Origin of the sequence: Rhodovibrio sodomensis, assembly GCF_016583645.1 — a bacterium.
Lineage (GTDB): Bacteria > Pseudomonadota > Alphaproteobacteria > Kiloniellales > Rhodovibrionaceae > Rhodovibrio > Rhodovibrio sodomensis.
The window spans coordinates 1-19,786 of record NZ_NRRL01000007.1 but is presented as its reverse complement, the minus strand read 5'-3'; the positions used below and the strand labels follow the sequence as shown (position 1 = coordinate 19,786).

Annotated in this window: 22 protein-coding genes; 5 read left to right on the top strand and 17 right to left on the bottom strand. The window is 70.3% G+C overall.

All coding sequences use genetic code 11. The features are described from left to right. Positions 1-77: 77 nt before the first annotated feature. Positions 78-1,229: a site-specific DNA-methyltransferase gene (locus tag CKO28_RS05320; protein ID WP_200339642.1), complete on the top strand. Its 1,152-nt coding sequence runs from the start codon at positions 78-80 to the stop codon at positions 1,227-1,229. 127 nt (positions 1,230-1,356) lie between these two features. On the opposite strand, the gene CKO28_RS05315 is transcribed toward CKO28_RS05320, so the two are convergent. The 10 genes from CKO28_RS05315 to hisB form a co-directional block, all read right to left on the bottom strand. Further along, a complete protein-coding gene (locus CKO28_RS05315; RefSeq protein ID WP_200339526.1) occupies positions 1,357-1,863 on the bottom strand; it encodes a DinB family protein in 507 nt (168 codons plus the stop codon). Between the two features lie 296 nt (positions 1,864-2,159). Beyond that, positions 2,160-2,402 carry a hypothetical protein gene (locus CKO28_RS05310; protein ID WP_200339524.1) on the bottom strand — a complete coding sequence of 81 codons (243 nt, stop codon included), beginning with the start codon at positions 2,400-2,402 and terminating at the stop codon, positions 2,160-2,162. 261 nt (positions 2,403-2,663) lie between these two features. Next, a complete protein-coding gene (locus CKO28_RS05305) occupies positions 2,664-3,860 on the bottom strand; it encodes a pyridoxal phosphate-dependent aminotransferase (protein WP_200339522.1) in 1,197 nt (398 codons plus the stop codon). A gap of 209 nt (positions 3,861-4,069) precedes the next feature. Next, a complete protein-coding gene (locus tag CKO28_RS05300) occupies positions 4,070-4,438 on the bottom strand; it encodes a histidine triad nucleotide-binding protein (RefSeq protein ID WP_200339520.1) in 369 nt (122 codons plus the stop codon). Positions 4,439-4,476: 38 nt separating this feature from the next. After that, on the bottom strand, positions 4,477-4,812 hold the full coding sequence (locus tag CKO28_RS05295; protein ID WP_200339518.1) for a phosphoribosyl-ATP diphosphatase: 336 nt from the start codon (positions 4,810-4,812) through the stop codon (positions 4,477-4,479). A 36-nt stretch (positions 4,813-4,848) separates the two neighbouring features. Beyond that, positions 4,849-5,631: an imidazole glycerol phosphate synthase subunit HisF gene (gene hisF, locus CKO28_RS05290; protein ID WP_200339516.1), complete on the bottom strand. Its 783-nt coding sequence runs from the start codon at positions 5,629-5,631 to the stop codon at positions 4,849-4,851. Beyond that, positions 5,625-6,374: a 1-(5-phosphoribosyl)-5-[(5-phosphoribosylamino)methylideneamino]imidazole-4-carboxamide isomerase gene (gene hisA / locus CKO28_RS05285; protein ID WP_200339514.1), complete on the bottom strand. Its 750-nt coding sequence runs from the start codon at positions 6,372-6,374 to the stop codon at positions 5,625-5,627. Before hisA ends, hisF begins: the two co-directional genes overlap by 7 nt. Continuing rightward, positions 6,374-7,030, bottom strand: coding sequence for a GNAT family N-acetyltransferase (locus CKO28_RS05280; RefSeq protein WP_200339512.1), 657 nt, complete (start codon positions 7,028-7,030; stop codon positions 6,374-6,376). Before CKO28_RS05280 ends, hisA begins: the two co-directional genes overlap by 1 nt. Continuing rightward, entirely contained in the window at positions 7,027-7,680 is a 654-nt protein-coding gene (gene hisH, locus CKO28_RS05275) for an imidazole glycerol phosphate synthase subunit HisH (RefSeq protein ID WP_200339510.1), read from the bottom strand. The genes CKO28_RS05280 and hisH overlap by 4 nt, the downstream gene beginning before the upstream one ends. 70 nt (positions 7,681-7,750) lie before the next feature. After that, the gene (hisB, locus tag CKO28_RS05270; protein WP_200339508.1) at positions 7,751-8,338 is read right to left on the bottom strand and encodes an imidazoleglycerol-phosphate dehydratase HisB; all 588 of its coding nucleotides are present in this window, start codon (positions 8,336-8,338) and stop codon (positions 7,751-7,753) included. Between the two features lie 291 nt (positions 8,339-8,629). On the opposite strand from hisB, the gene hslV reads away from it, so the two are divergent. Next, positions 8,630-9,214 (top strand): ATP-dependent protease subunit HslV, encoded by a 585-nt coding sequence (gene hslV / locus CKO28_RS05265; RefSeq protein ID WP_200339506.1) that lies wholly within the window; start codon positions 8,630-8,632, stop codon positions 9,212-9,214. Continuing rightward, positions 9,204-10,616 carry an ATP-dependent protease ATPase subunit HslU gene (gene hslU, locus CKO28_RS05260; RefSeq protein WP_200339504.1) on the top strand — a complete coding sequence of 471 codons (1,413 nt, stop codon included), beginning with the start codon at positions 9,204-9,206 and terminating at the stop codon, positions 10,614-10,616. The genes hslV and hslU overlap by 11 nt, the downstream gene beginning before the upstream one ends. Before the next feature lie 335 nt (positions 10,617-10,951). On the opposite strand, the gene CKO28_RS05255 is transcribed toward hslU, so the two are convergent. From CKO28_RS05255 to CKO28_RS05225, 7 genes are all read right to left on the bottom strand, one after another. Continuing rightward, complete coding sequence (locus CKO28_RS05255; RefSeq protein WP_200339502.1) at positions 10,952-11,383, bottom strand: helix-turn-helix domain-containing protein; 432 nt, start codon at positions 11,381-11,383, stop codon at positions 10,952-10,954. 318 nt (positions 11,384-11,701) lie between these two features. After that, positions 11,702-12,337, bottom strand: a complete 636-nt coding sequence (locus CKO28_RS05250) for a Smr/MutS family protein (protein WP_200339500.1) — start codon at positions 12,335-12,337, stop codon at positions 11,702-11,704. Next, positions 12,324-13,076, bottom strand: a complete 753-nt coding sequence (locus CKO28_RS05245) for a LutC/YkgG family protein (RefSeq protein WP_200339498.1) — start codon at positions 13,074-13,076, stop codon at positions 12,324-12,326. The genes CKO28_RS05250 and CKO28_RS05245 overlap by 14 nt, the downstream gene beginning before the upstream one ends. Then, positions 13,073-14,527, bottom strand: a complete 1,455-nt coding sequence (locus tag CKO28_RS05240) for a LutB/LldF family L-lactate oxidation iron-sulfur protein (protein ID WP_200339496.1) — start codon at positions 14,525-14,527, stop codon at positions 13,073-13,075. Before CKO28_RS05240 ends, CKO28_RS05245 begins: the two co-directional genes overlap by 4 nt. Positions 14,528-14,530: 3 nt before the next feature. Beyond that, positions 14,531-15,382, bottom strand: a complete 852-nt coding sequence (locus CKO28_RS05235) for a (Fe-S)-binding protein (RefSeq protein WP_200339494.1) — start codon at positions 15,380-15,382, stop codon at positions 14,531-14,533. Between the two features lie 294 nt (positions 15,383-15,676). Further along, positions 15,677-16,900 carry a murein transglycosylase A gene (mltA, locus tag CKO28_RS05230; protein ID WP_200339492.1) on the bottom strand — a complete coding sequence of 408 codons (1,224 nt, stop codon included), beginning with the start codon at positions 16,898-16,900 and terminating at the stop codon, positions 15,677-15,679. 38 nt (positions 16,901-16,938) lie between these two features. Further along, positions 16,939-17,655: a Tim44/TimA family putative adaptor protein gene (locus CKO28_RS05225; protein ID WP_200339490.1), complete on the bottom strand. Its 717-nt coding sequence runs from the start codon at positions 17,653-17,655 to the stop codon at positions 16,939-16,941. Between the two features lie 274 nt (positions 17,656-17,929). Here CKO28_RS05225 and CKO28_RS05220 point away from each other — a divergent pair, with 274 nt between their 5' ends. Together CKO28_RS05220 and secB are read left to right on the top strand one after the other, a co-directional pair. Beyond that, positions 17,930-18,511, top strand: coding sequence for an FxsA family protein (locus CKO28_RS05220; RefSeq protein WP_200339488.1), 582 nt, complete (start codon positions 17,930-17,932; stop codon positions 18,509-18,511). Positions 18,512-18,841: 330 nt separating this feature from the next. Continuing rightward, on the top strand, positions 18,842-19,414 hold the full coding sequence (secB, locus tag CKO28_RS05215; protein WP_200339486.1) for a protein-export chaperone SecB: 573 nt from the start codon (positions 18,842-18,844) through the stop codon (positions 19,412-19,414). The last annotated feature ends 372 nt before the right edge of the window (positions 19,415-19,786 follow it).

The window sequence follows — 19,786 nt, the reverse complement described above, 5'->3', positions numbered from 1 at the left end:
GACTCAGGATCGATGCTTCGCGCCGCCCGATTTCACGGGCGTAGCCGCGCGGCGATACGGGGGATGAGGTTTTGAGTATGGGATCGGTGGTCCGGCCGACCTTCGGGGGCAAGCAGCCCGCGGCGACCACACAGCCGGCGGAGCCGCAGCTGCGGCCGCCGGAGAACCGGATACTGGAGCAGAACTGCATCGACGGGCTGAACGCCCTGCCGGCGGGCTCGGTCGACCTGGTGTTCGCGGATCCGCCGTATAATCTGCAGCTGGGCGGCGAATTGCACCGGCCGAACAACACCCGGGTCGACGGCGTCGACGACGCCTGGGACCAGTTCGACGACCTCGCGGCCTACGACGCGTTCTGCCGGAAGTGGCTGACGGCCGCCCGGCACGCGCTGAAGGACGACGGCTCGATCTGGGTGATTGGCAGCTATCACAACATCTTCCGCCTCGGCGCGCTGCTCCAGGACATGGGCTTCTGGATCCTGAACGACGTGGTCTGGCGCAAGACCAACCCGATGCCGAACTTCCGCGGCCGGCGCTTCACCAACGCGCACGAGACGCTGATCTGGGCGGCCAAGTCGCCGAAGTCGAAGTACACCTTCAACTACCAGTCGATGAAAGCGCTGAACGACGATCTACAGATGCGCTCCGACTGGACCATGCCGATCTGCTCCGGCCAGGAGCGGCTGAAGGACGCCAGCGGGCGCAAGGCCCACCCGACGCAGAAGCCGGAGGCGCTGCTGCACCGGGTGATCCTGGCCTCGACCCGGCCGGACGACCTGGTGGCCGATCCGTTCATGGGCTCCGGCACCACCGGCGCGGTCGCCCGGCGCCTGCGCCGGCGCTGGCTGGGCTTCGAACTGGACGCCGACTACGCCGCCGCCGCCCGGCAGCGGATCGACGGCGTGGTGCCGGTCGACGATCCCACGCTGGTGGCGATCGAAAGCAAGCGCGACGCGCCGCGCATCCCGTTCGGCTGGCTGGTCGAACGCGGCGAGCTGCACCCGGGCGACCTGCTCTACGCCGGCGGGCGGCGGCAGTTCACCGCCAAGGTCCGCGCCGACGGCACGATCGTCAGCGCCGACCACAAGGGCTCGATCCACCAGGTCGGCGCCGCCGTGCAGGGCGCGCCCAGCTGCAACGGCTGGACCTTCTGGCACGCCGTGCAGCCCGACGGCGGCCTGGTCGCGCTCGACGTGCTGCGGCAGAAGCTGCGCGCCGAGCTGACCTGAGCGACCGCCGGCATTCGGCCCAGAGCAAAATCGATGACGGTCTGGTCGACCTTCATCGTGAATTTTTCTCTAACTGCTTGAGGAGAAAGCAAGATACAGCTGAAAAGTGGCTTTTCAGCATCTTGCTCTAACCGGTCTCCCGCATGTAGTAGATCAGGTCGAGCGGCGACGGGCTCAGCCCGGCTTCCTGGATCAGCGCGTGCGCCTGGCCGCGATGGTGGGTCTGGTGGTTGAAGACGTGCGTCAACAGCGCGCCCAGCGGGTCGCTGTGCGGGACGCCGCTGGACGTCTTGTAGGCGAGCTGGGCATCCAGGTCGGCTTCCCCAAGGCGACCCACGAACCGGCGGATCCGCGCGTCCTCGGCGATGCGCGCGGCGCGCAGGGCGTCCAGGTCGTCGTGGACCCGTTCGTCGACCTGGCCGTGGACGGGCGGCAGGTGCTGGAACCGGTCGAGCCAGATGCGGTCGGTCACCAGCAGGTGGTTCAGCGTGCCCAGGATCGATTCGAAGAAGGCGGCGGGCCGCTGCGCCCGTAGCGCGTCCGGACTGAGCGCGGCGACCGCGTCGTACAGGCGCGCGTTGGCCCAGGCGTTGTAATCGGCAAGGCGCTGGAAGTCGGGCAGGCGGCCGGGCATGGCGGGCGTCCCTTACGGCTCGGTTCGGCCTTCTTCGATTCCGCTCCAGACGAGGCCATACGGGATAAAAAAGCACCGCCGGGCGGCCGGGAAAAGGGGGAGCCCGGTGACCGCCGGCGGTGCAGAGGTCCAACAGGGAGGTCTGAATGGCCGGGGCATCGGCCCCGGGCAAGGCGGGCCGCCGGACCGCCCATGGCGGCGTCCGGCGTCCAGCGTGCGCCGGGCGGCCGGCCGGGCCAAGAAGACCCGAGAACCCCCGGCCGGCCCGCCCGGTCGGTCGCGAACCGGATCGGGCGTTACGCCCGACGCCCGGTGGCGAGCGCCTTCAGGTAGCGGTTGGCCGCGCTGGCGGCGGTGCCGCCCAGGGCGACGTCGCGCAGCAGGACGGTGTTCGGCCGCCCGGCGGCGGTGCGCCGGATCGGCCGCCGGCCGCCCGTCAGGCTGCTGCGCAGGCGCCGGAACACGCCCGTGCGGTTGGCGGCGGTCTCGGTGGTCGTGGTCTGGCGATCGCGGAGCATGCCGGCGGTCAGCATCGTCATCGGTGGTATCTCACTTCGTCTCGCGGGTTGAACGGGTCCGTCCACGGCCGACCGGCGCATTCATGGCGTCGTCGCCGTTCACCCGGATATTTGGGAGCGGATGTTTCACGCGTCCAATGTCCGGTGACTCTCGCGGCCATGCGTATTGTGCATGTGCGAAAAACGCCGGTTCACGGGGGTTTGCGCGCGATCGACACAGCGTCGGGGCCGTACGACAGGACCCGCGTCAAACGGCGTCACCGCCTGTTTCACGGGCGACGGCTAATCGTCCAGAAGCGACGCCAGCCGGTCCATCGCGGTCGCCAGGCGGGTCTGCGAGGAGGCGAAGCACAGCCGCAGGTGGCCTTCGCCGGCGGCGCCGAACGCGATCCCGGGGGCCAGTCCGACGCCGGTGCGCTCCAGGATCTGCTGGGCGTAGGCCAGGCTGTCGCTGACGCCGTCGACCTTGAAGAAGGCGTAGAACGCGCCCTCCGGCCGGGCCAGCGTGACCCGGCGCATCGCCCCCAGCCGCTGCAGCACCAACTCGCGCCCGGCGGCACAGCGCTCGACCATCTCGCGGGCGAAATCCTCGCCGTCGCGGATCGCCGCCAGCGCGCCGGCCTGCAGGAACGCGGGCGCGCCCGAGGTGTTGAACTCGATCAGCGAATCGAACGCCGGGCCCATCGACGGCGGATGCACCAGCCAGGCCAGCCGCCAGCCGGTCATCGCCCAGGTCTTGGAGAAAGAATTGACCACGATCACCGGGTCTTCCGGGTCGATCAGCGGCAGCACGCTGGGCGCGCTCGCCGGCTGGGCCGAATCGTAGACGAAGCGGTGGTAGACCTCGTCCGCGATCAGCCAGACGCCGCGCGCCCGGCACAGGTCGATCACCGCCCGCAGGTCCGCCTCGCTGGCGGTCCAGCCGGTCGGGTTGGACGGGCTCGCCATGAAGATCGCGCGGGTGGCGGGCCCGATCGCGGCGTCCAGCGCGTCGACGTCGAGCGTGAAGCCGCCGTCAGCGCGCCGGGCCAGCGGGACGTCGCGGATCGCCCCGCCGTGGATCTTCGCCGCCGCCAGCGCGTTCGGCCAGACCGGGGTCAGGGCGATCATGTCGTCGCCGGACCGAAGCACCGCCTGCAGGATCAGCTGGATGCCGTTCATCCCGGCACTGGTCAGGGACAGCCGCGCCGGCTCGGGCCGGACTCCGTGCAGCCGGCCGTGGTAGCCGTCGAGCGCGTCCAGCAGCTCCGGCCAGCCGCGCTTGTGGGTGTAGAAGGTATGCCCGTCCGCGAGCGCCTTGGTCGCCGCATCGCAGATCACCTGCGGCGTGGTCAGGTCGCCCTCGCCGACCCACAGCGGGATCAGGTCGTCGCGCCCGAAGCCCTGCTGCCACAGCGCGACGATCTTCGACGGCTCCAATTCCGCCACCTCCGGACGCAGGGGCAGCGGCGGCTGCGGCGCAATCGACTCGGTCGGCATGGCGGCGTCAGGCTCCGGGCGGTTTCACGTGCAACGGCCGGGAGCATCGACCGGCGCCGGCGCGATGGCAAGGGTGGCGCGGTGGGTCCCCTCGCCGCCACGGGGAGCAGAGGCAGAGGGTCAGGCGGTCGCCTCGGCTATCGCTGTCGCTCGGCTGGCGCTGCCGCAGTCGCTATGGCGGCAGCAGCCGCCGACCCCGGAGCCAAACCCTACCGGTTCGGCCGGATCATGATGCCGAGGTCACAGCCGGCGAAGATGTGCAGGTGGAAGTGGGGGACTTCCTGGTGGGCGTCGCGGCCGCAGTTGGCGAGGATGCGGTAGCCGTCGGCCACGATCCCGCGCTCGCGGGCGATCTTGCCGGCGGCGCGGAACAGCGCGGCGATCTCCGCGTCGGACGCCTCGTTGAAAAAGTCGTCGCTGGAGACGTACTGGCCCTTGGGGATCACCAGCACGTGGGTCGGCGTCTGCGGGTTGATGTCGTTGAACGCCAGGACGTGGTCGTCCTCGTAGACCTTGTCGCAGGGGATCTCGCCGCGCAGGATCTTGGCGAACACGTTGTTGTCGTCGTAGCTGGCCATCGTCGTCTCGCTCCCTCGCTGGCGGGTTGCTCCGCACCTCACGCCTGCTTCTTGCGCGCCATCTTCTCGGCGATGCCGCTGGTGCCCAGCCGTGCCTCCAGCGCCTGCCAGACCTGGTCGGGGTCGAGCCCGCGCGCGGTCCACAGCACCAGCAGATGGTACAACAGGTCGGCGCTTTCGTCGGCGAGCGCGGCGTTGTCGCCGCGCACCCCCTCGATCACGGCCTCGACCGCCTCCTCGCCGAGCTTCTTGGACACCTTGTCCGGCCCGGCGGCCAGCAGCTTGGCGGTGTAGGAACTCTCGGGATCCGCGCCCTGCCGGCTCTGGATCACCTGGTAGAGCTCGTCCAGGACGTGGCTGTCGCGCTGGGCCATCGGATCGGTCGCTCGCTTGTTCGCGCTGAAGTTGATTTAGAAGACGTGCGGCGGACGCGCGGGCAGGCCGGCGTCCAGCAGCGCCCGTTTCGCCTGCGCGATTGTGTGCTCGCCGAAGTGGAAAATCGAGGCCGCAAGCACCGCCGAGGCGCCGCCCTCGCGGATGCCCTGCACCAGGTGGTCCAGGCCGCCGACCCCGCCGGACGCGATCACCGGAATGCCGACGGCGTCCACGATCGCGCGGGTCAGCGGGATGTCGTAGCCGATCCGCGTGCCGTCGCGGTCCATCGAGGTCAGCAGCAGCTCGCCGGCGCCCAGCTCTTGCATCTTCTTCGCCCACGCGACCGCGTCGATCCCGGTCGCGTTGCGCCCGCCGTGGGTGAAGATCTCGAAGCCGCTTGCGATCTCCGGGTTGTCGGTCGCCTTGGCGTCGAGCGCGACCACGATGCACTGGTCGCCGAACTTCTCCGCCGCCTGGCGCACGAACTCCGGCGTCTTCACCGCGGCGGTGTTGATCGAGACCTTGTCCGCGCCGGCCAGCAGCAGCTGGCGGATATCCTCCAGCGTGCGCACGCCGCCGCCCACGGTCAGCGGCATGAAGCAGGCCTCCGCGGTGCGGCGGACGGCGTCCAGCAGGATGCCGCGGTCCTCGTGGCTGGCGGTGATGTCCAGGAAGGTCAGCTCGTCCGCGCCGGCGGCGTCGTAGACCTTGGCCTGCTCGACCGGATCGCCGGCGTCGCGCAGCCCGACGAAGTTGACGCCCTTGACCACGCGGCCGTCCTTGACGTCCAGGCAGGGGATGATCCGCGCCTTCAGCATGGCTCGCCTCGCGCCTCCTGGCGGGTCAGCTCGAGCGCGGCGCGCGGGTCGATCCGGCCGTCGTAGAGCGCGCGGCCCAGGATCGCGCCGGTCACGCCGTCCTGCTCGACCGCCATCAGCCGGCGGATATCCTCGAGCCCCGAGACGCCGCCCGAGGCGATCACCGGGATATCGACGGCGCGCGCAAGCGCCGCCGTCGCGTCGACGTTGACGCCCTCAAGCGCGCCGTCGCGGTCGATGTCGGTATAGACGATCGCGCTCACGCCCGCGTCCTCGAACCGGCGCGCCAGATCGGCGGCGGCAAGGTCGCTGGTCTCGGCCCAGCCCTCGGTCGCGACCCGGCCGGCGCGGGCGTCGATCCCGACCACGATCCGTCCGGGAAAGGCGCGGCAGGCCTGGGCGACCAGGTCCGGATCCTTGACCGCGGCGGTGCCCAGGATCACCCGGGCGACGCCGCGCGCCAGCCAGCGCTCGACCGTGGCGAGGTCGCGGATGCCGCCGCCCAGCTGCACCGGCGTGTCGCCGACGGCCGTCACGATCCGCTCGACCGCGTCGGCGTTGACCGGCCGGCCGGCGAACGCGCCGTCCAGGTCGACCAGGTGCAGCCAGCCGAAGCCGGCGGCCTTGAAGTCCGCCGCCTGGGCACTGGGATCGTCGTTGAACACGGTGGCCTGCGCCATGTCGCCGCGCAGCAGCCGGACCGCCTGGCCGCCCTTCAGATCGATCGCCGGAAACAGATGCATCAGCGCCCAGCCCCGCCGGATCCGCCGGTCCCGCCCCCGCCGGACGGACCGCCGCCGGACGGACCGCCACCGGACGGGCCGCCGCCAGCGCGCTCGGGGTGGCGGGCCTGCCAGGCCTCCAGCGGCTTGACGTAGTAGTGGCCGCCGACCCAGCGCCCGTCGACCAGGGCGTAATAGGGATTGGTGCCCCAGTGGCGGTACCCCATCGCCTCGTACAGCTGGATCGCGCGCGTCTGGGTGTCGCGCACGTCCAGCGTGACCGCCTGCAGGTCATGCTGGATCGCGCGCGCCTCGACCGCCTCGACCAGCCGGCGTGCCAGGCCGTGGCCGCGCGCCCAGGGCGCCAGGAAGAAGGTGGTCAGCTGGCCGACATAGGCCTGCGCCTCGTTGTTGCGCGGCGCGCGCTGCAGCTGCACCGACCCGGCGATCACGCCGTCCAGCCGGGCGACGAACAGTTCGCGTTCCGGCACCAGCAGCACGCCGCGCCAGTAGGATTCCATGACGTGGCGTTCGGGCGCCTTCAGCCAGCCGAAGCCGCCGCCGTCTTGAATCGCGGACTCGGCGGCGTCGCACAGATCGTGCAGGTCCGCGCCGACCAGCTCGGTGATCAGTTCGACGGCGGTCGCCGGCGCCTTGGTCTCGGTGTGCTGGGTCATGGCGTCCAGGTGAGAAAGTTCGTCAGCAGGCGCAAGCCGGTCGATTGTGACTTCTCCGGATGGAACTGCGTGCCCACCAGATTGTCGCGCCCGATCACGGCCGTGACCGGCCCGCCGTAGTCGGTGGTCGCCAGCACGTGCGCGCGCTCGCGCGGCTGGACGGCGTAGGAGTGCACGAAGTAGGCGTGCGCGTCCGCGCTCAGGCCCTCAAGCAGGGGATGGCGCGGCGCGACCGGCTCCAGCGCGTTCCAGCCCATGTGCGGGATCTTCAGCGCCGGGTCGCCGGGCCGCAGCGCGGCGACCTCGCCCGGGATCCAGTCCAGCCCGGGGGTCTCGCCGTATTCCAGGCCGCGGGTCGCCATCAGCTGCATGCCGACACAGATGCCCAGGAACGGCCGGCCGCCGTCGATCACGGTTCGGTTAAGCGCGTCGACCACACCGTCCAGCGCGTTCAGCCCGCGCCAGCAGTCGCCGAACGCGCCCACCCCGGGCAGCACGATCCGGTCCGCCGCCACCACCTCCCGGGCGTGGTCGGTCACCCGGACGTCGGCGCGCACGCCGGCCTCGCCGGCGGCACGCTCCAGCGCCTTGGCGGCCGAGCGCAGGTTGCCGGAACTGTAGTCGATCACGGCGATGGTGCTGCGGGTCATGACGTTTCGCCTACGCAACGAGATCGGACGCGTGCCGGGCGGCGGCGCGCGCCGCGGCGACGGGTGGGCGCTACAGCGCGCCCTTGGTGGACGGGACCTGGTCGGCCTTGCGCGGGTCGATCTCGACCGCCGCGCGCAGCGCCCGGGCCAGGGCCTTGAACGCGGATTCGGCGATATGGTGGTTGTTGTCGCCGTACAGCGTCTCGACGTGCAGCGTGATCCCGGCGTGCTGCGCGAACGCCTGGAAGAACTCCCGGAACAGCTCGGTGTCGAAGTCGCCCACCTTGTCGCGGCTGAAGTCGACCTTCCAGACCAGATACGCCCGGTTCGACAGGTCGAGCGCGACCCGCGTCAGCGTCTCGTCCATCGGCAGGTAGGCATGGCCGTAGCGCTGCACGCCCGTGCGTTCGCCCAGCGCCTGCGCCACCGCCTGGCCGAGGGCGATGCCGGTATCCTCGGTGGTGTGGTGCGCGTCGATCTGCAGGTCGCCCTTGGCCGCGATCTCCAGGTCGAGCAGGCCGTGCCGGGCCAGCTGGGCCAGCATGTGGTCCAGAAAGCCGATCCCGGTATCGATCTGGTAGTCGCCCTGGCCGTCCAGGTTGACCCGGACCGCGATCTCGGTCTCGTTCGTCTTCCGCTCGACGCGCCCTTCGCGCATGGCCCTCACGTCCTTCGTTCTCTCATCCCCACGCCCTCGAGGGCGCTGAATCCCCTCTCCCTCGAGGGGAGAGGGAGGGGCCCGCGAACCGTCGGGTTCGTGGGAGGGTGAGGGTGAGACTCCGCGCCGTACGCCGGGGATTTCCACCCTCACCTAGCCTCTCCCCTCAAGGGAGAGGGACCCGCTACTGTGGCCGTTTTCGCTCAGCGCGCGGACTTGTAGCAGGATCGCCGGACGCCCGCCAGCACGGCGCGTCTTGAACGCCGGTCCCCACTCCCTCATTTGTCAGGCATGGCACAGGACGCGCAGGATTCCCAACAGCCGCATTCCCCCGCCCCCTGGCACGGCACGACGATCCTGTCGGTGCGCAAGGGCGACCAGGTGGTGATCGCCGGCGACGGGCAGGTCACTTTCGGCCAAACCGTGATGAAGGCGAACGCGACCAAGGTCCGCCCGCTCGGCACCAAGGGCGACGTGATCGCCGGCTTCGCCGGGGCGACGGCCGACGCCTTCACGCTGTTCGAGCGCCTGGAGGCCAAGCTCGAGCAGCATCCGGGCCAGCTCAAGCGGGCCTGCGTCGAGCTCGCCAAGGACTGGCGCACCGACCGCTACCTGCGCCGGCTGGAGGCGATGATGGCGGTCGCCGATCCGCAGCATTCCCTGGTGCTGACCGGCACGGGCGACGTGCTGGACCCGCAGGACGGCCTGATCGGCATCGGCTCCGGCGGCCCCTACGCGCTGGCGGCCGCGCGCGGCCTGCTGGACGTCGACGGCTACACGGCCGAGGACATCGCGCTGAAGGCGATGAAGATCGCCGGCGACATCTGCATCTACACCAACGACGCCATCACGATCGAGAAACTCGATGCCCGCTGACAGCGATACCCAGCCCAACCGCGACGCCGCCAGCCCGGGCGGCACCGGCGGCAGCGGCCCGCAGGCCGCCCAGCAGGCCAAGCGCAAGGCCGGCGACGCCGCCTTTACCCCGCGCGAGATCGTCTCCGAACTGGACCGCTACATCGTCGGTCAGAAGGACGCCAAGCGCTCGGTCGCGATCGCGCTGCGCAACCGCTGGCGCCGCCAGCAGCTGCCCGACGAGCTGCGCGAGGAGGTGCTGCCCAAGAACATCCTGATGATCGGGCCGACCGGCGTGGGCAAGACCGAGATCGCCCGCCGGCTCGCCAAGCTGGCCCGCGCGCCGTTCCTCAAGGTCGAGGCGACCAAGTTCACCGAAGTCGGCTACGTCGGCCGCGACGTCGAGCAGATCATCCGCGATCTGGTCGAGATCGCGATCTCGATGACCCGGGAGCGGCTGCGCAAGGAGGTCCAGGCGTCCGCCGAGCTGAACGCCGAGGAGCGGGTGCTGGACGCGCTGGTCGGCCAGAACGCCCAGGGCGAGACCCGCACCAAGTTCCGCCGGATGCTGCGCGGCGGCGAGCTGGACGACCGCGAGATCGACATCGCCGTGTCGGATTCCGGCGGCGGCATGCCGATGATGGACATCCCCGGCATGCAGGGCGGCCAGATGGGGATGATGAACCTGAACGAGCTGTTCGGGAAAGCCTTCGGCCAGGGCAAGCAGAAAACCCGCAAGATGCGGGTCGCCGACGCGCTCGCGCAGGTCACCGAGGAGGAGGCGGACAACCTGCTGGACCAGGACAAGCTGTCCAGCCAGGCGATCCGCACGGTGGAGGACAACGGCATCGTCTTCCTGGACGAGATCGACAAGATCACCGCCGCCAGCCAGGCCAGCGGCGACGTCAGCCGGGAAGGCGTGCAGCGCGACCTGCTGCCGCTGATCGAGGGAACCCAGGTCGCGACCAAGCACGGGACGGTGAAGACCGACCACATCCTGTTCATCGCCTCCGGGGCGTTCCACTACGCCAAGCCGTCGGACCTGCTGCCGGAGCTGCAGGGCCGGCTGCCGATCCGCGTCGAGCTGCAGGCCCTGCAGCGCGACGATTTCAAGCGCATCCTGATGGAGCCGGAGAACAGCCTGATCCGGCAGTACCGCGCGCTGTTGGAGACCGAGAACGTCACCCTGACGTTCAAGGAGGACGCGATCGACGCGCTCGCCGACCTGGCGGCCGAGATCAACGCCAGCGTCGAGAACATCGGCGCCCGGCGGCTGCACACCGTGATGGAACGGCTGCTCGACGAGATTTCCTACACCGCCAGCGAACGCAGCGGCGAGGAAGTCACGATCGACGCCAACTACGTCCAGACCCAGGTCGCCGACCTCGCCAAGAACACCGACCTGTCGAAGTTTATTCTTTAGACCCGGTGCCCTGTAGGGTGGATTCGCCACACTCCGCGGCAATCCACCGTAACGCCGGACGGATAAAACGGCGGGTTGCAAGCGCGCACCCGCCCTACGACACCCATATCGCAACGGTATGCGCGCAAGCGGCGGCATCCGGATGACGACGGCCGTCGCGGCGGGTCCCTCTCCCTGGAGGGGAGAGGACAGGTGAGGGTGAGACTCCTCGGCGTAGAGCGGGGACTCCCACCCTCAGCCTCCCACGCGCCTTCGGCACCTGGGCCCCTCCCTCTCCCCTCAAGAAGGGAGAGGGGATATTAAGCGTGCACAGCTTGTTGAAAACGCCGGTATCCCTACGCCGAGCGGCGGTTCTGGGCCGGGGCTTCGCCAGTGTCGCCGGCATTGGGGTCCTGGGCGCCGGCGTTGTCGGCGGCGCGCTGGCGCAGGTCGGACAGCATGCGGTTGACCGTCTCCCGGTCCAGGCCGTGGATCTGCTCGGCCAGGCGGTTGGCGAGCTCGGTCGCCTCGGGGCTGAGGCCGCTGGTGTCCACGGTCACGCGCGGGTGCGACAGGTCGGCCAGGCGCTGCAGCTCCTCGGCGTCGTCCCAGATGATGTTGAGCGCCTGGCACACCCGGTGCACGAACCGCCGGTTCGGCCGGCCGCGGTGGCCGTGCTCCAGCGCCGAGAGATAGGCGGGCGAGACGCCCAGGTCCGCGGCCATCTGCTTCAGGGTCAGGCCGCGCTCGCCGCGGAGGTCGCGTAGGCGCTGGCCGAATGGGGTCATGGGACCTCCCGTGGCGTTTCCCTCGCGAAGCCAGGGGCCGTTTCGCCCGCGTAACGTCCGCGCCCGCGCACGACACAAACCCCGGCTCTTGCGTGAAGGTGACCCGTGGAAACGCGGCGATCAACCGCTTGAAGTTAGAGCGATTCCGTGGACCGGCGCGGTCCCGGCCGGAGACCCTGGCCGACCCGGCCGCCGCATCCCATCGGTATCTTATTCAGTCCGCTTGATAAACCCCACGACGCCGCGGCCCGGCCGCGGGTCCCGGAATCGGACGCGGCCGCGGCGCCCTCGTCCGGTCCGTCGTACGGGGCCGGGCGCTCAGCCGCGCTTGCGCTTGAGCAGGACGTAGAGCGCGCCGCCGCCGCCGTGGCGCGGCTGCGCCGCGTTGACCGCCACGATGCGCTCGCGCAGCGGCGACATGTTCAGCCACTTCGGCACTTCCTGCTTGAGCACGCCCGGACCGCCGGAAAAGGTGCCCTTGCCGGTGATCACCAGCACGCAGCGCTGGCCCCGGTCGGCGGCGGCGACGATGAAGCCGGTCAGCGCGTCCTGGGCGGCCGCCCGGGTCATGCCGTGCAGGTCGATCCGTCCCTCGATCTCCAGCCGGCCGCGTTTCAGCCGGTCGGCGGTGCGCCGGTCGAGGTTGTGCAGCCGACCCGGCGTGACCCCGGGATCGGGCGCTTTCCTGGGCTGGATCGGCGGGGTCGGCTGCGGGCGCGGCGGCGCCTTGGCGGGCTTGCCATCCGCGGATTTGGCGGACGCGTCGGAGCCGGTCGCGGGTTTCGTCGGCCGGGCGTCCGGGCTGGCATCGGGCACGTCGACCGGGGCGCGCTTGCTGTGGCGCATCGGCGTGGCGTCGCGCATCACCTCCTGCCAGAGGTCGCGTTCCGCCCGGCTGGCGACGCGTTCGCGCCGCCGGCGTGCCCGGCCGCCGGGGGTATCATCCGCGCTCATCGCCCCCGAAGTCCGCGTCCGCCGCGCCGACCACCAGCACGTGCAGGTTCATCGGCCCGTGCGCGCCCAGCTGCAGCGTCTGCTCGATGTCGGCGGTGCGCGACGGGCCGGTGATCAGGTTCACGGTGCGCGGCCAGTTGTCCGACCACGCGCCGTCGGCTCCGTCGGATCGCCGGCCCAGGCGTTCGCGCAGCCGGTCCCAGACGTCCTCGTAGACGCCCAGCACCTCGGCCGCGCGCACCACGACGACGTGAGTGGCCGGCAGGAAATTCAGCGTGGTCGGGCTGGTCTCGCGCGAATAGAGCAGCAGCGTGCCGGTCTCCGCCACCCCGGCGAAGCCGCGCGAGACGCCCACGCCGGTCTGCTCTTCGCCCGCGCCCTGATCGACCTGCAGCAGCGGCGCCGTATCGTGCCAGTCCAGCTCGGTCAGCTCGGGGTGCGGGGCGAGCCTGGCCTGCGCCGCCTCGTTGCGGCCCTGCAGGTAGGACAGCACCGCCTGCGGCACCTCCGCCATGGTGTCCAGGCGCTGGGTCGTGGCCGCGGCCTCTTCCGCCATCTGCTGGAACAGCTTGACCGTCTCCTCCCGGCCCAGCTGGCCGCGCGCGGGAACCGGCCCGCGCGGCGGGTTGGCGGTGCGCCGCTGCACGGCGTTCAGCCGCTCGCCGGTCAGCGGGCCGCGCTTGAGCGACCGCCGGACGGCGCCGAGCACGCGCGCGCGTTGGCTGTTCTGCACGCTCATTCGGCCGGCTGGTCCTTGGCTGGCGCCGCGTCCCGGTCGCGCTGGCGTTCCGCCCAGAGCTGCTGGAACGTCTTGCCCTCCGGCGCGGGGAAGTCGCGGTGCCGGGTCCAGCCGCCGGCGAGCGGCAGCCAGCCGAACCGGCCCTTGCGCTTACCGACCAGGTGCATCGCCTTGGCCTGCAGCCGGGTCGCCAGCTGATACAGCCCCGGCCGGCGGGCCAGCGCCGCCCACAGCTTCAGGCCGGTGCGCGCGGGCAGCGGCTGCAGATGGCGCTCGTACTCCCGCTCGCGCCAGTGCCGCATCATCTTGGGCAGCGGGATATGCATCGGGCAGACCGACTGGCAGCGCCCGCAGAAGGTGGAGGCGTTGGGCAGGTGCCCGGCCTCGTTGACGCCGATCAGGCTGGGCGTGAGCACCGCCCCCATCGGGCCCGGATAGGTCCAGCCGTACGCGTGGCCGCCGACCGCGTGGTAGACCGGGCAGTGGTTCATGCACGCCCCGCAGCGGATGCAGCGCAGCATGTCCTGGAATTCGCTGCCCAGCATCGCCGAGCGGCCGTTGTCCAGCAGGATGACGTGGAACTCGTCCGGTCCGTCCAGATCGCCCGCGCGCTTCGGCCCGGCGGAGAAGGTGGTGTAGACCGTCTGCTCCTGACCGGTGGCGGAGCGGGCGAGGACGCGCATGATCGTGGTCGCGTCCTCCAGCGTGGGCACGATCTTCTCCAGGCTGGCGATCACCACGTGGACCCGCGGCAGGCACTGCGTCAGGTCGCCGTTGCCCTCGTTGGTGACGATCACGGTGGCGCCGGTCTCGGCGATCAGGAAGTTCGCCCCGGTGATCCCGATGTCGGCGTCCAGGTAGCGCTGGCGCAGCACCGTGCGCGCCTCGTTGACCAGCTGGCGGGCTTCCGACAGCGCGCGCTCGGGCGGGAACTGCAGGTGGTGCTTGCGGAAGTCCGCCTCCACCTGGTCGCGGTTCAGGTGCACCGCCGGCGCGATGATGTGGCTGGGCGGCTCGCCGCGCAGCTGGATGATGTATTCGCCCAGGTCGGTCTCGACCGGCACGATCTCGTGGCTTTCCAGGAATTCGTTGAGGCCGAGCTCCTCGGCGACCATCGACTTGCCCTTGGTCACCGTCCCGGCGCCGCGGCGCTGGCAGATCTCGAGCACGTGCTGCCGGGCGTCCTCGGCCGTGGGCGCCCAGTGCACCTGGCCGCCCTGGGAATTCACGCGGTCCTCGAACTGCTCCAGGTAGAAGTCCAGGTGCTCCAGCGCGTGGTCCTTGACCTCCTTGGCGTGGTCGCGCAGCTGGTCGAACTCGGGCAGCCGGTCGACCGCCTTCTGGCGCTTGACGATGAAGCCCTGCTTCATGTTGCCGAGCGCGCGCTGGAGTTGCTGGTTGTCGAGCGCCTTGGCCGCGTTTTCCTTGAAGGCGTGGGAGGTCGGCTGCATGGCTCAGGCCTCCTTTCCGGCCGCCGCGGCTTCCAGCTCGGGCGGGCTTTCGCCCGCGGCCTCGCCGATCGGCGGCGTCGCGTGGGTCATGTCGGCCAGCACCTCGGCGACGTGGCGGACGTGCACGGCGGAGCCGCGGCGCTGCAGCTTGCCGGCGATGTTCATCAGGCAGCCGAGCTCGCCCGCCAGCAGCGTGTCCGCGCCGGTCGCCTCGACCGACTGCGCCTTGCCGTCGACCATCTGGTTGGAGATTTCCGGGTACTTGACGCAGAAGGTGCCGCCGAAGCCGCAGCACACCTCGGTGTCCGCCAGCTCGGCGAGCTCCAGCCCGGCGACCGACGACAGCAGCGTGCGCGCCTGGCCCTTCAGGCCCAGTTCGCGCAGGCCGGCGCAGGCGTCGTGATAGGTCACCTTGCCCTCGAAGTTGGCGTCGACCGCGTCCACACCCATGACGTCGACCAGGAACTGCAGCAGCTCGTAGGTTCGCGAGGCCAGATCCTCGGCGTCGCGCGCGAGGTCCGGGTCGTCCTCGAACAGCTCGGTATAATGGGTCGCGATCATGCCGCCGCAGGAGCCCGACGGCACCACGACGTAGTCGACGTCGCGGAACGCCCGGATCACCTGCTGGGCAATCAGCTTGGTGTCCTGCCGGTCGCCGGAATTGAACGCCGGCTGGCCGCAGCAGGTCTGCGCCTTCGGCACCTCGACGCTGCAGCCGGCGTCCTCCAGCAGCTTGACGCCCGCGAAGCCGACGCTCGGCCGGACGAAGTCGACCAGACAGGTGACGAACAGCCCGACCCGCGGCGGGCGCGGCGGCGCGCTGGGCGCGCCCGTGTGTTCAGCCTTCGCGGCCATTTTTCGCCTCCCCATATACGCGCGCCAAAATGGCCTTGGCGCCGGTATAAGGCAAGCCGCGCAGCGGCAGCGACCAGGGACGGTGTTTCACGTTAAACACGGGTATGGTGGTGGCATGCCGCCAAACCCCTCCCTGTCCCTTGACGGGAGAGGGCGGGGCCCGCGGGCCGAAGGCCTGTGGGAGGGTGAGGGTGGGAGTCCCCGCCGTACGCCGAGGAGTCTCACCCTCACCTATCCTCTCCCCTCGAGGGAGAGGGACCCGCCGGGTCACCCGTCACACAAGCCGGGACGCCGCTAGCTCCCCGCCCGGCGGGCGGCGACGCTTTCGGGCAGCAGCAGGTAGTAGCGGCCCTGCTGCTTCATCCGGCCGGCTTTTGCGAGCGCCGGTTCGCCGGAGCCCCAGAAGAAGTCGCCGCGGACCGGGCCCTGGATCGCGCTGCCGGTGTCCTGGGCGACCATCAGGCGCTGCAGCGGCTGCTTGGTGACCGGGTGGGTGGTGTCCAGGAACACCGGCGCGCCGAGTGGCATGTAGGCGGGATCGACCGCGAGCGACCGGCCGGCGGTGAGCGCCACGCCCTGCGCGCCGATCGGCCCGGGGCCGTCGATCTTGCGGAAGAAGATGAAGCGCGGGTTCTGGCGCATCAGGGCGTCGGCCTTGTCCGGATGGGCGCGCAGCCAGTCGCGGATGCCCTGCATCGACATGTCCTGCCCGTCCATCTCGCCGGAGCGGATCAGGGCGCGGCCGATGGCGAAGAACTCGTGGCCGTTGTTGGCGGCGTAGCCGACCCGCTGGCGCGTGCCGTCCGGCAGCTCGACCACGCCCGAGCCCTGGACGTGCAGGAAGAACACGTCGACCGGATCGTCGGCGTAGAACAGCGGCAGGTCGTTGCGGTCCCGCAACGCGCCGTCCCAGATCTCCGCCCGGGTGTAGTAGGGCACCAGGCGCTGGTCCTGGACCCGGCCGACGATCCGGGTCGGCTTCAGGTCGGCGCGGAACTTGGCGACGTCGGCGGTGACCAGGTCGTCCGGGCGAGCGTAGATCGGGTGCTGATAGGGCCCGCGGCGTTCGCGCGCGCCGTCCAGGCTGGCCTCGTAGTAGCCGGTGAACAGGCCTTTGGGTCCGTCCGGGCTTTCCGCGGCGAACGGGACGAAGTGACGTTCCAGCGCCGCGCGCACGGCCGCGCCGTCGTCCGCCGACAGCTCCGCGAGCGCGGCGCACGGGGCCTGCCAGTCGGCAACCGTGCCGGCGCGCCCGTCGGGCCCGACCGGCGCGTCGTCGGCGCGCTGCATCAGCCTGGCGCAGGAGCGCTTGAGCGCGGGCAGGGCGTCGGCGAGCGTATCGTCCTGCCAGCCCGGCAGGTCGGCAAAGGCGACCCGAGCCAGCAGCAGCCGCGGCTCGCGCTCGGCGTCCGCCGCGGGTTGCGGCTTCGGCGCGTCGCCGCAGGCCGCGAGCGTGAGGGCACAGAAAACGAGCGCGACCCATCGTGTGGCCGCGCCCGGAATCGCTTGGAGTCGCATGATCTTGGGACGTCCCGTCGCCGCTGGTTCGACGGACCCTACTCCGGGCTGCGCGTCGCCACCAGGGTCCAGTTCGGGTCGCGCGAGCGGGTGTTGCGGGCGAACGTCCAGATGTCGGTGACGTCCAGCACCTGCTCGGCGTCGCCCTCGACCACGTTGCCCTCGGCGTCCTTGAGCACATTGATCTGCTCGGAGACGAACTTGACCGTGACGAACGCGGTGCGGTTCTGGAGCTCGGCCTCGATGATCTCCGCCTCGCGGATGTTGACCAGGGTGGTCTCGAGCGTCTGCCCCGCCTTCTCGCGTTCGTCGATCGCCTGTTCGAAGTCGCCGTAGACGTCGTTGGCGAGCAGCTGGCGCAGGGTCTTGCGGTCGCCCTGGGCGTAGGCGTTGACGACCATCTCGAAGGCGCCCTTGGCGCCCTCGGCGAAGCCGTCCTCGTCGAAGTCGCGGTCGGCGAGCTTGATCTGCGTCAGGCCGGCGGACAGCGGCGTTTCCGCCTTGTCGGCCGCCTTCTTCAGGTCCTCGTCGGTCACGCCGTTGTCCTCGGCGCGTCCGGGCATCGGAACCACGGTGTCGCGGTCCGACCCGTCGGAGCCCTGCTGCTGGCGCTGCCGCGAGGGCTGGAAGGGATCCTGCCCGGGCCGCTGTTCGTGCCCGGTGCGCTTGCCCAGCACGCTGCGCAGACGCAGCACCAGGAACGCCGCGATCGCGGCGAACAGAATGATGTCGAAAAACTGGAAGCCTTCACCCATGGAAGCAGGCCTATGTCCTGGCGTTGGTGCGGTCGACCCGGCGACCGGCTCACGCCGAAATGTCAGGCGTCCGCCTCGACGACAAGCCGCATCGGCACGTATTGCTCATGCCCACCCCGGCGGTCTCCGGTGCCCTGTTCGGGCCGGTCGACCCCGCCGCGGCGCGCGGGTTCGCGGATGCGTCTTGCGCGCGTTTTCGAGGCAGCCCGGATCCGCCCGCTTGCGCATCGCCTACGTCCTCAACACATAGGAGTTAAGCTGGGAAAGGGCAAGTATGGGTCTCATCCTCCTCGTTCTGTTCATCGCCGTGCCGATCGTCGAAATCGCCGTCCTGATCCAGGTCGGCGGCTGGATCGGCCTGTGGCCCACCCTGGGACTGGTGATCCTGACCGCGCTCGTCGGCTCGATCGAGTTGCGCGCGCAGGGCCTCGCCACGGTCAACAAGCTGCGCCGCCAGCTGGACCAGGGCGAAATCCCAACCCAGACGCTGTTCGACGGCGTGTGTCTGCTGTTCGCGGGCGCGCTGCTGCTGACCCCCGGCTTCGTCACCGACGTGGTCGGCATGCTGATGTTCCTCGCGCCGTTCCGCCGGCTGCTGCTGCAGGTGGTCGGTCCCTACGTCCGTAAACGTGCCGAGGCGCGGGTCTACACCCACCAGGCCGGACCGGGCGGTCCGGGCGGTCCGGGCGGACCAGGCGGTCCGCGCGGTCCCGGCGGGCCGGGCGGCCCGTTCGGCGGGCGCGGCGGGCCGGACGACGGGGTGATCGACGCGGACTACCAGGACGTCACCCGCGAGCCGGACGACGCCAACGCCAACGACGACCCCAACGACCCGAACCGCCGGTTGCGGCGCTAAGGCAAGATGCTGAAAGGTGGAATCGCCTTTCAGCTGACTCTTGCCCTATCTTCAACAAGTTAGAGCTACATTCAGCTCACAGGCCGTATCGGCCTTCAAGCATGTAGCTCTAGGGCAGGTTCGCGCGAGCTTCCGGGATCCTGCCGCTTGGACTCGCCCGCGGCCGCCTTTCCGTCCCCGCGCGGCGCGTGGTTGTGAGGGGTCGGCGTTCGTGCTAGCCAACGCGCGGCTTCGACCGGCCGGCGGGGCGCGCGATCCCGCCCGGGCGGTTCCCGCGTGCATTCGCCGCACCCACCGCTCACCGACCAGGCACTCCAGCAGGCAACAGACATGGCACAGGACGACAGCAGCAACGGCGGCCCGGCCGAGGGCCAGCAGGGCGGCGCCGACGGCGCCCCGCAGAGTGCGCAGCAGAGCGCGCAGCAGCAGCCGGACCAGCGCGGGATCACGATCCACACGCAGTACGTCAAGGATCTGTCGTTCGAGAACCCGAACGCGCCGCGGATCTACGTCAACATGCAGGAGAGCCCGAGCGCGCAGGTCTCGATCGACGTGCAGGGCACGCGGCTGCAGGAGAACACCTACGAGGTGGTCCTGACCGCCGAGGTGAAGGCGACCCTGCAGGATCACACCGCGTTCGTGATCGAACTGAAGTACGGCGGACTGGTCACGCTGTCGGGCGAGGTCACCGAGCAGCAGCGCGAGACCCTGCTGCTGATCGAGGTGCCGCGCTACCTGTTCCCGTTCGCGCGCAACGTGATCTCCGACGCCACGCGCGAGGGCGGTTTTCCGCCGCTGTTGATCAACCCGGTCGACTTCACCCGCCTCTACCGCGACCAGAAGGCGCGCCAGACCGAGGCGGCCCAGCAGCCGGACCAGAACGGCGACGGCCAGCAGGCTTAAGCGCCCGCGTCCATCGTGGTTCGATCAAACGCCGGGCTGCGCAGGTGCCGCAGTCCGGCGTTTTTTGTTCACCAGCAAGACGCCAAGGGAATAAGGGATTCACCAAAGAGGGCACGGAGACCACAGAGATAGAAGAAAGTGCGCTTGATCTAAAATATATCGGTACCAAAGGACGCGTATTCTTAGCGGGCTTCGCGCGCAGTACGCTACTTTTTCTGTGATCTCAGTGTCCTCTGTGGTGAGAAACTCTTGCTTAGTGTCTTGGTGTCTTCGTGGTGACCCAAAAACCTATTGCTGCCACAGCGGATTCGAGAGCTTGGCGAGCATGGCCTGGTGGGCCTGCTCCTCGGCTTCGGTCGGGGCGTGCGGGCG

Bases quoted from the DNA above. Each gene is read 5' to 3' on its own strand.
- CKO28_RS05240 (WP_200339496.1), bottom strand. From the start codon at position 14,527: ATGCAGCCGACCTCCCACGCCTTCAAGGAAAACGCGGCCAAGGCGCTC.
- CKO28_RS05315 (WP_200339526.1), bottom strand. From the start codon at position 1,863: ATGCCCGGCCGCCTGCCCGACTTCCAGCGCCTTGCCGATTACAACGCC.
- hslU (WP_200339504.1), top strand. From the start codon at position 9,204: ATGCCCGCTGACAGCGATACCCAGCCCAACCGCGACGCCGCCAGCCCG.
- CKO28_RS05225 (WP_200339490.1), bottom strand. From the start codon at position 17,655: ATGGGTGAAGGCTTCCAGTTTTTCGACATCATTCTGTTCGCCGCGATC.
- CKO28_RS05295 (WP_200339518.1), bottom strand. From the start codon at position 4,812: ATGGCCCAGCGCGACAGCCACGTCCTGGACGAGCTCTACCAGGTGATC.
- CKO28_RS05320 (WP_200339642.1), top strand. From the start codon at position 78: ATGGGATCGGTGGTCCGGCCGACCTTCGGGGGCAAGCAGCCCGCGGCG.
- CKO28_RS05300 (WP_200339520.1), bottom strand. From the start codon at position 4,438: ATGGCCAGCTACGACGACAACAACGTGTTCGCCAAGATCCTGCGCGGC.
- hslV (WP_200339506.1), top strand. From the start codon at position 8,630: ATGGCACAGGACGCGCAGGATTCCCAACAGCCGCATTCCCCCGCCCCC.
- secB (WP_200339486.1), top strand. From the start codon at position 18,842: ATGGCACAGGACGACAGCAGCAACGGCGGCCCGGCCGAGGGCCAGCAG.
- hisH (WP_200339510.1), bottom strand. From the start codon at position 7,680: ATGACCCGCAGCACCATCGCCGTGATCGACTACAGTTCCGGCAACCTG.
- CKO28_RS05235 (WP_200339494.1), bottom strand. From the start codon at position 15,382: ATGGCCGCGAAGGCTGAACACACGGGCGCGCCCAGCGCGCCGCCGCGC.
- CKO28_RS05305 (WP_200339522.1), bottom strand. From the start codon at position 3,860: ATGCCGACCGAGTCGATTGCGCCGCAGCCGCCGCTGCCCCTGCGTCCG.
- CKO28_RS05310 (WP_200339524.1), bottom strand. From the start codon at position 2,402: ATGACGATGCTGACCGCCGGCATGCTCCGCGATCGCCAGACCACGACC.
- CKO28_RS05245 (WP_200339498.1), bottom strand. From the start codon at position 13,076: ATGAGCGTGCAGAACAGCCAACGCGCGCGCGTGCTCGGCGCCGTCCGG.
- hisF (WP_200339516.1), bottom strand. From the start codon at position 5,631: ATGCTGAAGGCGCGGATCATCCCCTGCCTGGACGTCAAGGACGGCCGC.
- CKO28_RS05280 (WP_200339512.1), bottom strand. From the start codon at position 7,030: ATGACCCAGCACACCGAGACCAAGGCGCCGGCGACCGCCGTCGAACTG.
- CKO28_RS05255 (WP_200339502.1), bottom strand. From the start codon at position 11,383: ATGACCCCATTCGGCCAGCGCCTACGCGACCTCCGCGGCGAGCGCGGC.
- hisA (WP_200339514.1), bottom strand. From the start codon at position 6,374: ATGCATCTGTTTCCGGCGATCGATCTGAAGGGCGGCCAGGCGGTCCGG.
- mltA (WP_200339492.1), bottom strand. From the start codon at position 16,900: ATGCGACTCCAAGCGATTCCGGGCGCGGCCACACGATGGGTCGCGCTC.
- CKO28_RS05250 (WP_200339500.1), bottom strand. From the start codon at position 12,337: ATGAGCGCGGATGATACCCCCGGCGGCCGGGCACGCCGGCGGCGCGAA.
- hisB (WP_200339508.1), bottom strand. From the start codon at position 8,338: ATGCGCGAAGGGCGCGTCGAGCGGAAGACGAACGAGACCGAGATCGCG.
- CKO28_RS05220 (WP_200339488.1), top strand. From the start codon at position 17,930: ATGGGTCTCATCCTCCTCGTTCTGTTCATCGCCGTGCCGATCGTCGAA.